The sequence below is a fragment of the Ligilactobacillus pabuli genome, from assembly GCF_022836475.1.
In the GTDB taxonomy this organism is placed as follows: domain Bacteria; phylum Bacillota; class Bacilli; order Lactobacillales; family Lactobacillaceae; genus Ligilactobacillus; species Ligilactobacillus pabuli.
Genome location: NZ_BQXH01000005.1, coordinates 86,423 through 99,560 on the forward strand (window position 1 = coordinate 86,423; position 13,138 = coordinate 99,560).

A 13,138-nucleotide genomic window follows, 5' to 3' on the forward strand; every position below is an offset into this window, starting at 1 on the left:
CAAATGTGATTCAACTAGAAGATTCCCCTGAGATTTACCACCAAGTAATACGTTTTACCTAAAAATAATCAACAGGCTTTTCCGACAGAGCAATCAAGTCAATTGTCTGGGTTTAACTATGGTAATTTGCCAGTTAATTTTTACCAGACCAATTCCACTAAATAGATTATACCATGCTATTGCGGAACTGTTCGAAATTAATGCTTGATTTAGGCAGGGGATTATCTAGTGCTAGCCGGTCAATTACGGTTAAATCTGCCTGGAAAACAACCAGTTTGGCTCACCGTCTGCATGACAGCGCTTTAATTTCCGAACATTTACCGCCATTTTGGTAGCTTTTTTCAATTTTAATGCAATAATTTCAACTTTTCATTGACTTTTACTCATTTTACCTTTAAAATTCTAATAATATTATAATTTAAATGAGAAGAATTTAGTTGGAGGGAAAAATATGTTTCAAAAGTATACCAGGATCCCATTAATTGGGCGCATACTAATTGGCATTATCATCGGTGTCTTCGTAGGGGTGGTCCTTCCTTCTTGGACCTGGATCGACCTATTAGGAGAACTCTTTATTGGTGCCTTGAAAGCCATCGCACCGCTGTTAGTCTTTATGGTCATCATGTCCTCGATCTCGGGCTATGAAAAAGGAACTGAAAATCATTTTGGAACTGTCATTATTTTATACTTAGGAGCCACCTTCTTATCGGCCGTGGCTGCCGTGTTAGCTTCGTACTTATTTCCAATTAAGCTGGTTTTGTCAAAAGCTACAACCGCTTCGGCTGCGAATGCTCCCAAAGGCCTAGGGCAAATTGTCAGTGACCTGCTGACCAACGCCGTCTCAAACCCAGTGCATGCACTCATGAACGGTGACTATTTGACGATTTTGTTCTGGGCCGTTTTGTTGGGGATCGCCCTTCAGGCTGCCAGTCAAACGACGAGAACGGTCATCAAAGACTTTTCACAGATGATTGGGAAAGTTACCGGCTGGATCATCGAATTCGCTCCATTTGGGATCGTTGGTCTGGTTCACCAAGCCTTAGTTGAAACAGGTACAAAGGGTGTCTTACGTTACGGCCAACTCGTTTTAATGCTGGTCGGCACGATGATTTTCGTCTATCTGGTCGTTTATTCATTAATGGTGTGGTCACTGACCCGCCAAAATCCATTTCCACTCGTTTTCTGGACGTTGAAGGTCTCGGGGATCCCCGCTTTCTTCACGCGAAGCAGTGCCGTCAATATTCCAATTAACCTGGAAGCCTGCGAAGATCTCGGGTTAAATGAAAAGAGTTATGGCGTTTCGATCCCACTGGGCGGTTCAGCCAACTCTGGCGGCGCGGCGATCACGATCTCGATCATGACCCTAGCTGCCACGCACACTCTGGGAATGGACTTTTCTATTCCACTAGCTTTGGTCCTTTGTTTCCTAACGGCCATCGCTTCCACTGGTGTTTCCGGAATCGCCGGCGGTTCCCTCTTACTGATCCCCATGGCCTGCAGCCTCTTTGGTATCAGTAACGACATCGCCATGCAAGTGGTTGGGATCGGCTTTGTGATCGGTGTGATCCAAGATTCCGTTGAAACAGCCGTGAACTCAGCGTCTGACCTCTTGTTCACCGCCGCTGCCGAATACGGGGACCTGCGCAAGAGCGGGAAGCCTGTTAACATTTCCGCCGCGATCAAACGTGCAAACCAGGCCCGCGGGTAATATTCACAGAATAAAAAAGCTTGTTTAGAAGATGAACACTCAGAAGAAAAGACCTTCAATGCAACTTGGCATTGAAGGTCTTTTTTTAGGTGGACTGTTTTGAGACATTTGGGTACACAAGTCTATCTCAGTCACAATAATTGACTCTTTACCCTTAGCCTTGCATACTTGGAAGTGAATTAACCTAGAAAAGAGGTTTTTCCAATGAAAAAAATCAATCGTGGTATCGATGCCCCACTAGTTCCGTTAATTTTTATCCTAGCTAGTTTAATGGCACTGTTCTTTTGGATCACTTATCGCGCCTATCCCTTCGCTTGGCTCAATTCATTATTTGCCATTGCCATGTTGGCGGGTGCAGTCATTTTTCTGCATACTAGTTTACGAGGAAAATACCAGATTTGGGAACAGCTAACTAGTGAACTAACGATTCCGAAAGACGCGAAAATTTTAGACCTGGGTTGTGGACATGGCCTAAATTTGATCAAATTTGCTCAACTAATTAGTCCGACCGGCAAAGTTGTTGGTGTTGACCTTTGGCGGTCCGTCGATCAATCGAAGAATAGCCGCGCTGCCACTGTCAAAAATTTAATTGCCGCTAACGTTCAGCAAAAAGTCTCTCTAAAAACTGCCGATATGGCTGACCTACCCTTTGGGGACGAAACTTTTAACTTTGTCATTTCCAGTCTAGCTTTCCATAATATCAAACCAGCCGCCAAACGCCAGCGCGCACTGCAAGAAGCCATCCGCGTCTTACAACCGGGGGGACAATTATTGCTGGTCGATACTGGTCACTATTTCAAACAATATCAGGCCGTCCTAGCCGCCCATAATTTGACAAACATTCAGCTCACTTCCGCCGGGGTCAATGGTTGGTGGACTGGACCTTGGATGCGGACCATGATCCTTACCGCACAAAAAGCGGCATAATTTACGCTCAAAAATAGCGTTAGTCACAAAAAGTAGATTCTTTGCTGACTAACGCTATTTCGGTTGCTTGCCGCTCGCACGCGGTGGTTTGTCTATCTGCATGATTTGATCCATTGGAGATGTTCTTTTAACTTTGGATCCTCTGAAATTTCAGGATCTTGCGCCCAGTTATCTCCATAAGTTTGATCTAGATAGCTAATAATTTTATGTGTACGGATCCGCATTTCTTCACGGTCTGACATGTCATTCGCCCCTTTTTTACTGCCTGATATTTCTACTTCTGTTACCCCGTATCTCTATCATACTTCATTTTGAACGAATAAGTTAAAAATAAGTCTCAAAAGGACTCTTTTTCGACTATTCTTTTGAAATAACAAGTCGGATCCGCTAATTTCTGCTTAACTTGCAGCACTTCTTGACTCCTACAAATGGCAGCCAACGTAGTCGCTCAGTAAATCACCCAAAAAAAAGAACCCTACCTTTACGATAGAGTTCAATTGCTAGTCACACTATGATAGTCGGGTTCTGCTAAACAAGGCTCTCAGCTTATCTAAGCCCAGCCTTCGATGCCAAAAATGCATCAAAGACTATGCTCCAATCATGCTCGGGAGCTGACCGCTTTGCTCCGCTCTGTGTTTTTAGTCCACTCGATTATTTTCAATCAGTTCTTGCTGGACATCATATAATTCCTTCGAAATATAAACAGGATATTCGTCTGGATACAGTAAACGTTTCTTCGATGCAGGTAATTCAGCTAATTTTTCCTGACTATACTGCTGGATCTCAAACACGCTTGGATTTCCCGTCAATAATTCTCCCTGTTCATTTAAAGCTTCTTTTTGTAGTTCAACTGCCTTCACGTTTCTTAATGTCTGGAAACGTTTGATAGCTTCTGGATCAGCACTTAGGACCTGCATATCTTCAATGTTGTCCAAAACTTCTTCTTCCCGTAATGTGACCAGGTCAGCAATTGGTTCGTCAGTCCGCGGATCATAGACCCGATAAACTCGTTTTCGTCCTGGAAGAGTTAGTTTGCCAAGGCTCGCACTAACTTTAACTTTTGGCAGCCAAGTGCCATCGGCTTTTTTCACAGCACTTAATTTGTAAACACCACTCAAAACTGGTGAGCTAGCGCTTGTGATCAAGTTTTCACCGACCCCAAAGTTATCGATGGCAGCCCCTTCATTAACCAAAGACTGAATAATTTGTTCATCTAAGGCGTTTGAAGCTGTGATCGTTGCATCCGGATAACCGGCGTCATCCAACATTTGGCGAGCTTTCGTTGATAATTGGGTAATGTCTCCAGAATCGATTCTCACACCAAATGAACTACTGTCAGAGCCCTTGGCTGACAACTCATCAAAGACCTGGATCGCATGCGGCATCCCAGAATGCAAAACATCATAAGTATCAACTAGTAATGAACAATTTTCAGGATAGATCTTGGCCCAAGCCCGGAAAGCATCCAATTCCGTGTCAAAGGCTTCGATCCATGAATGTGCCATCGTTCCGGCAACCGGGATCCCGAATTTCTGTCCGGCCAACAAATTCGAGGTACTTGTACAACCGCCGATTACTGCGGCCCGTGCACCATAAACCGCACTTGCTGGTCCCTGTGCTCGACGTGCACCAAATTCCATGACTGCCTTGTCCTTGGCTGCTGCCGAGATTCGGCGGGCCTTGGTAGCAATCAACGTTTGATGGTTAATGATATTTAATAATAAGGTTTCAAATAACTGAGCTTGGAGCAATGGTCCCTCAACCGTCACAACTGGTTCTCTTGGAAAGACTGGCGTCCCTTCTGGAATTGCATAGACCTTGCAGGTAAACTTAAAGTCCCGCAAGTAGTCCAAAAATTCTGGGGTAAACAACTGTAACCCACGCAAATATTCCAAATCAGCAGCGTCAAAGTGGAAGTTTTGCAACTCCTCTAAGGCTGTCCCAATTCCGGCTAAAACAACAAACCGTCCGTTATCTGGTAGTGTCCGGAAAAAGATGTCGTAAGACCCGCGTTCTTCCGCCATTTCTTCGTGAAAACCATTTGCCATAGTATATTCATATAAATCGGTCAGTAGTGCCATATTTCCTTGCTCGATCATAGATCGTTCCTCCTAGAAAACAATAAAGGTATTTTTTACTTTTAATTGAATAAAAAACAAAAGCCTGGTTCTTTGCAGTTGATACTACTCTTCTTACCGAATAATTGCAACCACGAACCTACAGACCTGCTGTTATCAAACCGGTGATAGTGCTAGTTTGCCCCACTCTGTTTTTGTAGTCTGGGTTCCGTGAAACAGAAAGTTCCGCCCATCTAACCCCAGGAACCAATGCTAAAAGCACATTAGTCCCTAGGTTCCGATGGTGCTCGAGTCTTAACCGGCTTGCTCCGCTCTGTTTTTGTAGTCGAGCTGCTCAAAGCAGCTTCTTCCGCCTATCCAAGACCAACCTTCAATGCCCAAAACGCATTAAAGGTCAGTCTCCGATATGCTCGGAAGCTAATCGCTTTGCTCCGCTCTGTTTTTAGGCTTCCTTCAAGCGATAAACCTTCGCAGGGCGCCCACGCTTCTTGGAGACCGAGATCCCCGTTTCTTCAAAGAGCTTACTGTGTGTTTTAGTGAAATTAGAATTGTCGATCTGTTCCATCTTCGTTTGTAAGAATGGTGCATAAACACAGCGCGCCTCCCTAATGGTAAAGCTGTCGCCCAAAATTAATAAAATATTTGGCTGATAATCCAGCTTATTTCTGATGCGTAAACAAGCAACCTTAATGATCCACTCATAATCAAAGGCCAATCGATGCGGCGTTTTTTTGACATAGGCCGCCAAATTAGCGTAATAATCCTCTTGCTTTTGTTCCGCTGCCACCTGAAACTGCACTAGCCCATTGCTAAAACAGTAACGGGAATCGACCGTCGACAGCGCAAACCAGCGTGCGTCACTAGCACCATAACCTGGATTTAATGGCGGCATTTCCGGCAAAAAAGTCATATACGCCAACGATAAATTGCGGTGGTGAGCCGTGACCCGTTGTGGGGCCGTGAAAGTTTCTAACTGTTCCGTATGGAAAGCTGCCAATTTCAAACCGATTTTATCCTGTACTAAACGAAGCGCCGCTTGATCCGCACTTTCATGTTCACCCAGAAATGTCTCTGGCAACGCCCACATTCCGAGCGCTGGTCGTTCAGATCGCTTGACTAACAACAAATTGACCTGATTTGTTTCCCGGTCAAAGCTCCAGATCAAATTAACAATATTAATTTGTGTCAAACGATTTTCTTCCTTCATGAACATTTCCTCCTGAATACTGGTTTGTATCTATTATAACTGATTAACGAACCCGTGAAAATCATTTTAGCCGACGCATTGCACCAACTATTTACAAATTTGGCTGACTTATTACTTGTAATTAATGAAATTTGCTTATAAAATGTAAGTGATACAAATTAAAGAGGAGGCTTTTTTCATGACAAAAGTTGGAATTATTGGTGCAACTGGAATGGCCGGTTCCGCCACATTTAAAGCAGCAAAACAAGCAGGTTTGGACGTTACAGCGGTTGTTCGCAATGCTGCCAAAGCCAAAGAATTATTGGGTGCTGACATTCAGATTTTGGAAAAGGACGCTTTTGCGTTGACAACTGAAGACTTGGCTGGCTTTGACGTAATCGTTGATGCATTTTCTACCGCCCCAGCTCAAGCATATTTACACGTGGACTTAACTGCTCATTTGATCAGCTTATTCCGTGAAACTAAACAACCACGCTTAATTTTCATCTTAGGTGCTGGTAGTTTGCACACTGGTGCTGACAATCATTTGGTAGTCGAAGACATTAAGAAGATGCCTGAAGCAGCTGCTTGGGTCAATACTCCAGTTAACCAGCTTGCTGAATTACACTTCTTACAAGACGTGACAAATGTGAACTGGGTCGGCGTTTCTCCTGCCTCATCTTTCGTTGCAGGACCTGCTGCTGACAAGATTTTATACGGCACAGAAGACCTCTTGGTCAACGCTGCTGGTGAATCTGAAACAACTGGCGATACAATGGCACAAGCAATCGTCAAAGAAATTCAAGAACCTACTCATAAACAAGAACGTTTTACCGTTGCTAACGGCTAAATTTAAAGTTCAGCAAAACCTCCGCCTCAATTTAATTTGGGCGGAGGTTTTTTGGTCAAGTTGCACTGTGCTATAATAGCCAGTATCAAAACTTTCGGAGGTCAAAAATGTTCAACTTAATTCCTAACGATATGGGCGAAGTTGCCCAAAAATTGGCTTACTTACAAACCCATGGTCAACCAGACGCAACAGAAAATGACGTCTTACTAGACACAGCTCGTGCTGGTGCCCAAGATTTGTTAGACGAAGCGCTGGAAGGTCCTTACTACAACGTTCGTTGGCAAACACCCGACCAAGTCTTAGTAGTGACTGGTGCGCTCAAAAATGAGATTGGCACGCTCACTCCCCGGGCAGACTGCGAAACATTTTCAGCTGATTTCAAGGGAAATGAAATCCTATTTTGGCGGAATTTAAGCGGACAAATCGCTGCCCTGATCCGCCAGGAATAATTTCTATTAACTAAGTAGGAAGGAGTCCTAAACATGAATTCATCGCAAAAGCGGAAACTTGCTTTTTTGGTCGGTGCGATCTGGCTGACAGCCATCATTTTGACTGGAATCAGCATTGCAGCCTGGTATTTTCGGCCTGGAAAGCTGGTCTTACTAGGATTAGTTATCTGTGACTTTTTAGTTTTCAGTGCTGCATGCACGACTTTGACAGTGCCCTTGGTGAACTATCTGCGTAAACGACGCGAGCGCAAACAGGACTCATCCAAACGACCACATTAATTTAACAAACTCCCAACAAGCAAATCAGTGTTGATTGGGAGTTTTTATTTGCAAATAGGTGCCACCACAGATTTTGGTGCTGTACACATTACTTTGGTGAACTTATGTCTACAGATTCTGCTGTACACATTACTTTCGCGAACTTATGTCTACAGATTCCACTGTACACATTACTTTCCCGGACTTATGTCTACAGATTCTTGGTTACTCAGACAATGCAAACTTCCAGACTGCTTCTTCACTAAAAAATCTGCAACGAAAAAAGACGCTCATCAATCTGAGCGTCTTTTTAGTAGTGGAACTTATTTCCATTGATCCTGGATAAATTTCTCGCGGCCACCCATTTCCTCCATTTGATAACGGAGTGGGTTTTTGCGATAAAAGTTCTGGTGATAATCTTCAGCTGGATAAAATGGTTTGGCATCTTCAATTTGCGTCACGATCGGGTCCGAAAAACGGCCACTCTCTGCTAACTTCTGCTTAGAGGCTGTCGCAATTTGACGTTCTTCCTCATTTTGCACAAAAATTACTGGCCGGTAACTGTCACCACGGTCCTGGAACTGGCCCATCGCATCGGTCGGGTCAGTTTGGCGCCAGTAAATTTCAACTAAATCTGCATAAGACACGATTGCTGGGTCGTAGTGAATTTCCACAGCTTCAGTGTGTCCCGTCGTATGACTGCAAACTTGTTCATAGGTTGGGTTAGCCACGTGTCCGCCAGTATAGCCCGAAACTACTTGCTTAATACCTGGCTGTTCGTCAAATGGTTTCACCATACACCAAAAACAACCTCCGGCAAAAATTGCTGTTTTTTCCATCAAATTAACTTCCCTTCCTAGCACAAAAGGACACCGCTTGAGTGGCTAGTGCCCTTTTGTTAGCTGACTAATTAGTCAGTGTATTGTTCCAAGATTTGTTTTAATTGTTCCTTAGGATGATAACCGATAATAGTATCGATCACTTCACCATCTTTTTTAACCATCATCGTTGGAATTGACATAATGCCAAAATGTGCTGGTGTTTCAGGGTTTTGATCAATATCCATCTTAGTGAAAGTCACCTTGTCACCCATTTCTTCGGATAGTTGATCAACTGCTGGTCCTTGCATCCGACATGGACCACACCATGTTGCCCAAAAGTCTGTGAAAGTTACACCCTTGCTTGTAGCTTCTTCAAAATCTGCATCTGTAATTTCTTTAACTGCCATAATTTAATTTCCTCCTATTTCTGGTGATCGTTCACGCTGGTTGTTTTCTATCAAACAATTCCAATTACATCGTGCCCGACTTATCTTCTAACTCTATGATACCGCATTCCTACGAGTTTTGCACTGCTTCTGCAATATCCGCACTAAATTCTTCAGGGGTTGTTTTCGGTTCATACCTCCCAATAATTTGCCCGTTTCTGCCAATTAAAAACTTGGTATAGTTCCAGGCAATCTCTTCTCCCGTGGTCTCTTTTTTCAAATACGTAAAGAGCGGGTCCGCTTGCTCGCCATTCACCCAAACACGCTTGGTCATTGGAAATGTCACACCAAAGTGCAACTGACAATACTCGGTTGCTGCCTGATCTGAGTCTAGTTCCTGGTTAAACTGATTAGAAGGCAAACCAATGACAGTGAACCCTGCCTGATGGTACTGTTGATACAAGGCCTCTAACTGTTCTAATTGTGGTGCAAGACCACACTTACTAGCAGTATTGACTAGCAGTAAAACTTGGCCTTTGTAGTCTGCCAAATCAATTGGTTGACCGCTAACTTCCTCTTCAGAAAAATCATAAATTGTCGCCATCATGCTCACCATCCTTTGTTGCTGTCATGACTTAACATCTTTACTATCAGTAATGTACCATGATTTTTCACCAACATCAATAATTTTGCTTACAAAAAGAAAGCTTTTTTTATTCAGTAGGCTTTTTAATATTTTTCTCGCGAACTGCGCGTTACAATTAAGTTGAAAACACTAGCAAGGAGATGGTTTCGTGTTACAACTGCAACGAATTTATGCATCTGACCAGGACTACGATAGCTACCGGATCTTAGTTGACCGGCTTTGGCCACGGGGAATGTCCAAGGAAAAAGCGCAACTCAACGATTGGGTCAAAACAATTGCTCCTTCGCCAGAACTACGGAAATGGTTCAACCACGATCCTGCCAAATTTGCAGACTTCCGGGTCGCTTATTTGAAAGAACTAGCCGAAAATCCTGCCACCGTTGAATTTTTAAAAACAACCAGAGTTCAATTAGCACAGGGTTCGGTAACTCTCTTGTATGGTGCCAAAGATGAGCAATACAACCAAGCTGTGGTCTTGCTGGACTATTTGCGCGAGCATTTGCCAAAAACAGACTAATTGATTGCACCGGTCGCCAGGATAATATATGATAACGTTATCAACACAGAGGGGAACAAAGCATAAACAGGAGGTCTTTCCATGGAATTTGAATTCGAACACAACTATGAAGCAGGTCACGACCGTTTCGTTCATTATGCCGCTGACCGGAAGATCGACGCTGAAGTTGACTTAACAGTCGATAACTCCGCGCAAACCTACACCATCGACTCAACTAAAACAGACCCAGCCTTGCGCGGCCAAGGAATTGCGGGTCAATTAATGCAAGCCGTTGTTGGGCGTGCCCACGAAACTGGCTATCACATTATTAACGTTTGCCCGTACGCCGTCAATTATTTTGACAAACATCACGACGAGTACGCCGATGTACTCCAATAAGCTAATTTTTAAAGCTCAGTCCTATTGTTTGCTCTCTTAATGAGCAAACTTAGGATTGAGCTTTTTTTCTGACTCTCAGTTTACGAAAGTTTGGTACATAAACCTATCTTTCGTACTTAACTCTGGCAAAGTTTGGTACATAAATCCATTTTGGGACCCAACTTTGAGCGATTTTGGTCCACAAATTCCCATCAGCTTCTTCCAGAAAATTCACTCCTAAAACTAGTCCCGAATCCCCTAATTTATTTCAGAAAATATTTTTATTTTTTCACCGTATTCCTCGAAAATATCGTCTCAAGCCCTGGTATTATCACGTTTATAGGACTTTTTTTATTTTCAAAAAAGTTAGTTAAAAAGATTGACTTACAAAAAGTAAGTGATATACTTAATCTTGTTCCGTTGAACAGCAACGGATGATTTCCAAGATTAATTTGATAAAAAATAAAATGCTTTACACAAAGAAAGGGAGTTTTTGAAATGGCTACAATGATGGCAGGACAAGCACTCGCAAAAGTTTTAGAGAAATGGGATATTGATCACGTTTATGGAATTACCGCCGATTCAATCAACAACACAGTCGATGGTTTATACCAGGAACGCGACCAGATCAAGTATATTCAGGTTCGTCACGAAGAAGTTGGCGCCTTGGCAGCCGCTGCTGACGCTAAGTTAACTGGAACAATTGGTGTTGCATTTGGCTCAGCCGGCCCCGGTTCCGTGCATATGTTAAATGGTTTGTATGAAGCTAAGATGGATCATACTCCAGTTTTGGCCTTAGTTGGTCAATCAGCAACTGGTGTGATGAACACGAACTTCTTCCAGGAAATGAACCAGGATCCAATTTTTGCCGACGTGGCAGAATTCCACAAGCAAGTTGTTAACGCTGACCAGATTCCTAAGGTCATTGACGAAGCGATTCGTTCAGCTTATGCAACGAAGTCAGTTTCAGTTGTGATCTTACCAGATGACTTATCTGGTCAAGAAATCGACTATCATGAATTAAAGACTGCTAACTTAAGCAAAAAGACTGTTAAACTACCAGTTGACCAAGCTGAAGTTCAACAAGTCGCTGAAGCAATCAAAAACGCCAAGCGTCCAGTAATGTGGTTAGGTCAAGGTGCTGCTTCAGCCAAAGCTGCCGCTGTGACAGTTGCTGAAAAATTGGGGATGCCTGTTTTGACAACTGCACCAGCTGCCAACGTCTTCCCAACTGACCATGCTAACTACATGGGAGCTCGTGGTCGTTTGGGTACTAAGCCAGCCTTTGAAGTTTCACAGGTTAGTGATTTGATCTTGTTTGTTGGGACAAACTACCCATTTGCACGCTACATGCCTGCTGACAAGACAATCATCCAAGTTAACAATAATTTGGCAGACCTTGGCAAGCAATACGACGCTGACATCACTGTTTTAGCTGATGCCGCTGCCTTCTTGGCAAGTCTTGCACAGACAGATTACCAAGCACCAGTTAGTGATTTCTTAAAGGCTGCCCAACAGGACCGCGTTTTATGGATGAACTGGTTAGAAAAATTAGCCGCTGATGATCAAAACGGTTTACGCGCTGAAGGTGTCATCAAGGCTATCAAAGATAACTCGACTAACAATGCAGTCTTTGGACTTGATGTTGGTAACAACACAGAATGGTCATTACGTCAGCTACCATTTGACAAAGACCAAACTTACGCAATGTCACCATGGTATGGCACAATGGGCTTTGGCTTACCAGCAGGTTTGGCCGGCAAATTGAGCTTTCCTGACCGTCAAGTTTGGACAATTTCTGGCGATGGTGGTTACGCAATGGTCATGCCAGACTTACTGACAGAAGTTAAGTACCACTTACCAGTAATTAACGTTGTCTTAGAAAACAAAGCCTTTGGTTACATTGGTCATGAAAAGATCCAGGCTAACCAAGCCCCTTATGGGATCGACTTAGTTGGTGCTGACTGGGGCAAGGCCGCTACAGACATGGGTGCAATTGGCTTTACAGTTACAAACTTGGCTGAATTAAAGGATGCCATGGCTCAAATCAACGAACTCCAAAAGAATGGTAATGATTTGCCAATCGTCTTGGACGCTAAGATTCAAAACATTGACCCAATCGATACTTCCTTTGTACCATTGGATGAGGCCGCTTTTGGCGCTGAGATGGCCGCTAACTATCGTGAAACTTACGCAATTTCAGCTGAAGACCAACCATCTTTGAGCGAAATCATGAAGAACCTTTAAGAGCAAAAACAGATATATAATATGTAGTAACTAGAAAATATGGCTGGAAAAAACAGCTTTAAACAAATAAAACAGGTGCAAAGCTTTGGGAAAGTCCAAAATTTTGCACCTGTTTTTTTGCAGTAGTGTTATAATTTTAGTTAACAAGAAGTTTTAAGGGCGGTGGCTGTCTTATCCCCTGCGAGGTGAGGTCTATGGGAACATGGAATAATCTGCAGAAAGGTTTCACGGTCAGTGAGCGTATTCGAAGCGCTGTCGCTAATGATTGCTTTTGGCACATTAGTGGCTGTCTTGTCCGACAAAAAGGACAAATAAAAAAGCCGCCCCTCATAAACTTTGGCGAGTTGAGGGCGACTATGTCTAGTCTCTGATACTAACCACCGTCTTTGAAACGGCTTGTGGGAGCTATGTTGACGCATAGCTCCTTTTCTTTACGCCTAAATTATAGCATCGTTTTAGCAAAAAGTCACCTGACAGACGATTACTTAATAGTGGGCTTATTTAGCGCAGCCCCAACACGTACCACATTTCGCTGAATTATCATAAATTTTGGCCATAAAAATAATGATCAGACTTAATTACTCGTTCACGGCAACTAGTAAAAGTGGATAAGAACCGTTACAATGTTGATTCCCCACCAACACAGAATTCATTATCACACTATAGTCGAGTCTGACCATTATCTAATAGAGAATTTGACAAGCCCTT

15 protein-coding genes are annotated in these 13,138 nt (G+C 43.3%); 9 read left to right on the forward strand and 6 right to left on the reverse strand.

All coding sequences use genetic code 11. From position 1 onward, the window contains the following. The first annotated feature begins 451 nt into the window (after positions 1 to 451). Both sstT and LPAF129_RS03855 read left to right on the forward strand, forming a co-directional pair. Positions 452 to 1,708, forward strand: a complete 1,257-nt coding sequence (sstT, locus tag LPAF129_RS03850; RefSeq protein ID WP_244054840.1) for a serine/threonine transporter SstT — start codon at positions 452 to 454, stop codon at positions 1,706 to 1,708. A 204-nt stretch (positions 1,709 to 1,912) separates the two neighbouring features. Then, complete coding sequence (locus tag LPAF129_RS03855) at positions 1,913 to 2,635, forward strand: class I SAM-dependent methyltransferase (RefSeq protein WP_244054841.1); 723 nt, start codon at positions 1,913 to 1,915, stop codon at positions 2,633 to 2,635. Between the two features lie 92 nt (positions 2,636 to 2,727). On the opposite strand, the gene LPAF129_RS03860 is transcribed toward LPAF129_RS03855, so the two are convergent. From LPAF129_RS03860 to LPAF129_RS03870, 3 genes are all read right to left on the reverse strand, one after another. Then, entirely contained in the window at positions 2,728 to 2,877 is a 150-nt protein-coding gene (locus LPAF129_RS03860) for a hypothetical protein (protein ID WP_244054842.1), read from the reverse strand. A gap of 396 nt (positions 2,878 to 3,273) precedes the next feature. Continuing rightward, complete coding sequence (locus tag LPAF129_RS03865) at positions 3,274 to 4,734, reverse strand: nicotinate phosphoribosyltransferase (protein ID WP_244054843.1); 1,461 nt, start codon at positions 4,732 to 4,734, stop codon at positions 3,274 to 3,276. A gap of 421 nt (positions 4,735 to 5,155) precedes the next feature. Beyond that, the gene (locus tag LPAF129_RS03870; protein ID WP_244054844.1) at positions 5,156 to 5,920 is read right to left on the reverse strand and encodes an NUDIX hydrolase; all 765 of its coding nucleotides are present in this window, start codon (positions 5,918 to 5,920) and stop codon (positions 5,156 to 5,158) included. Between the two features lie 178 nt (positions 5,921 to 6,098). On the opposite strand from LPAF129_RS03870, the gene LPAF129_RS03875 reads away from it, so the two are divergent. The 3 genes from LPAF129_RS03875 to LPAF129_RS03885 all read left to right on the forward strand — a co-directional run bounded on the left by LPAF129_RS03875 (position 6,099) and on the right by LPAF129_RS03885 (position 7,477). Continuing rightward, on the forward strand, positions 6,099 to 6,749 hold the full coding sequence (locus tag LPAF129_RS03875) for an NAD(P)H-binding protein (RefSeq protein ID WP_244054845.1): 651 nt from the start codon (positions 6,099 to 6,101) through the stop codon (positions 6,747 to 6,749). A gap of 107 nt (positions 6,750 to 6,856) precedes the next feature. After that, complete coding sequence (locus tag LPAF129_RS03880; protein ID WP_244054846.1) at positions 6,857 to 7,198, forward strand: hypothetical protein; 342 nt, start codon at positions 6,857 to 6,859, stop codon at positions 7,196 to 7,198. 33 nt (positions 7,199 to 7,231) lie between these two features. After that, positions 7,232 to 7,477 (forward strand): hypothetical protein, encoded by a 246-nt coding sequence (locus tag LPAF129_RS03885; RefSeq protein ID WP_244054847.1) that lies wholly within the window; start codon positions 7,232 to 7,234, stop codon positions 7,475 to 7,477. A gap of 302 nt (positions 7,478 to 7,779) precedes the next feature. Here LPAF129_RS03885 and msrA read toward each other — a convergent pair whose 3' ends face one another. From msrA to LPAF129_RS03900, 3 genes are all read right to left on the reverse strand, one after another. Next, positions 7,780 to 8,295, reverse strand: coding sequence for a peptide-methionine (S)-S-oxide reductase MsrA (gene msrA / locus LPAF129_RS03890; RefSeq protein WP_244054848.1), 516 nt, complete (start codon positions 8,293 to 8,295; stop codon positions 7,780 to 7,782). Positions 8,296 to 8,366: 71 nt separating this feature from the next. Next, entirely contained in the window at positions 8,367 to 8,684 is a 318-nt protein-coding gene (trxA, locus tag LPAF129_RS03895; RefSeq protein WP_244054849.1) for a thioredoxin, read from the reverse strand. A 109-nt stretch (positions 8,685 to 8,793) separates the two neighbouring features. Next, the gene (locus tag LPAF129_RS03900; protein WP_244054850.1) at positions 8,794 to 9,267 is read right to left on the reverse strand and encodes a glutathione peroxidase; all 474 of its coding nucleotides are present in this window, start codon (positions 9,265 to 9,267) and stop codon (positions 8,794 to 8,796) included. Between the two features lie 190 nt (positions 9,268 to 9,457). Between LPAF129_RS03900 and LPAF129_RS03905 the strand changes: the two genes are divergently transcribed. The 4 genes from LPAF129_RS03905 to LPAF129_RS03920 all read left to right on the forward strand — a co-directional run bounded on the left by LPAF129_RS03905 (position 9,458) and on the right by LPAF129_RS03920 (position 12,745). Further along, the gene (locus LPAF129_RS03905; protein WP_244054851.1) at positions 9,458 to 9,826 is read left to right on the forward strand and encodes a DUF488 domain-containing protein; all 369 of its coding nucleotides are present in this window, start codon (positions 9,458 to 9,460) and stop codon (positions 9,824 to 9,826) included. A gap of 81 nt (positions 9,827 to 9,907) precedes the next feature. Further along, positions 9,908 to 10,204, forward strand: coding sequence for a GNAT family N-acetyltransferase (locus tag LPAF129_RS03910; protein ID WP_244054852.1), 297 nt, complete (start codon positions 9,908 to 9,910; stop codon positions 10,202 to 10,204). 477 nt (positions 10,205 to 10,681) lie between these two features. Then, entirely contained in the window at positions 10,682 to 12,430 is a 1,749-nt protein-coding gene (locus tag LPAF129_RS03915; RefSeq protein WP_244054853.1) for a thiamine pyrophosphate-dependent enzyme, read from the forward strand. Positions 12,431 to 12,691: 261 nt separating this feature from the next. Further along, complete coding sequence (locus tag LPAF129_RS03920) at positions 12,692 to 12,745, forward strand: hypothetical protein (RefSeq protein ID WP_244054887.1); 54 nt, start codon at positions 12,692 to 12,694, stop codon at positions 12,743 to 12,745. Positions 12,746 to 13,138 lie beyond the last annotated feature (393 nt).

What these genes read in the sequence shown, in the direction of transcription:
- sstT (WP_244054840.1), top strand. Translation starts at nt 452, where the DNA reads ATGTTTCAAAAGTATACCAGGATCCCATTAATTGGGCGCATACTAATT.
- LPAF129_RS03855 (WP_244054841.1), top strand. Translation starts at nt 1,913, where the DNA reads ATGAAAAAAATCAATCGTGGTATCGATGCCCCACTAGTTCCGTTAATT.
- LPAF129_RS03860 (WP_244054842.1), bottom strand. Translation starts at nt 2,877, where the DNA reads ATGTCAGACCGTGAAGAAATGCGGATCCGTACACATAAAATTATTAGC.
- LPAF129_RS03865 (WP_244054843.1), bottom strand. Translation starts at nt 4,734, where the DNA reads ATGATCGAGCAAGGAAATATGGCACTACTGACCGATTTATATGAATAT.
- LPAF129_RS03870 (WP_244054844.1), bottom strand. Translation starts at nt 5,920, where the DNA reads ATGAAGGAAGAAAATCGTTTGACACAAATTAATATTGTTAATTTGATC.
- LPAF129_RS03875 (WP_244054845.1), top strand. Translation starts at nt 6,099, where the DNA reads ATGACAAAAGTTGGAATTATTGGTGCAACTGGAATGGCCGGTTCCGCC.
- LPAF129_RS03880 (WP_244054846.1), top strand. Translation starts at nt 6,857, where the DNA reads ATGTTCAACTTAATTCCTAACGATATGGGCGAAGTTGCCCAAAAATTG.
- LPAF129_RS03885 (WP_244054847.1), top strand. Translation starts at nt 7,232, where the DNA reads ATGAATTCATCGCAAAAGCGGAAACTTGCTTTTTTGGTCGGTGCGATC.
- msrA (WP_244054848.1), bottom strand. Translation starts at nt 8,295, where the DNA reads ATGGAAAAAACAGCAATTTTTGCCGGAGGTTGTTTTTGGTGTATGGTG.
- trxA (WP_244054849.1), bottom strand. Translation starts at nt 8,684, where the DNA reads ATGGCAGTTAAAGAAATTACAGATGCAGATTTTGAAGAAGCTACAAGC.
- LPAF129_RS03900 (WP_244054850.1), bottom strand. Translation starts at nt 9,267, where the DNA reads ATGGCGACAATTTATGATTTTTCTGAAGAGGAAGTTAGCGGTCAACCA.
- LPAF129_RS03910 (WP_244054852.1), top strand. Translation starts at nt 9,908, where the DNA reads ATGGAATTTGAATTCGAACACAACTATGAAGCAGGTCACGACCGTTTC.
- LPAF129_RS03915 (WP_244054853.1), top strand. Translation starts at nt 10,682, where the DNA reads ATGGCTACAATGATGGCAGGACAAGCACTCGCAAAAGTTTTAGAGAAA.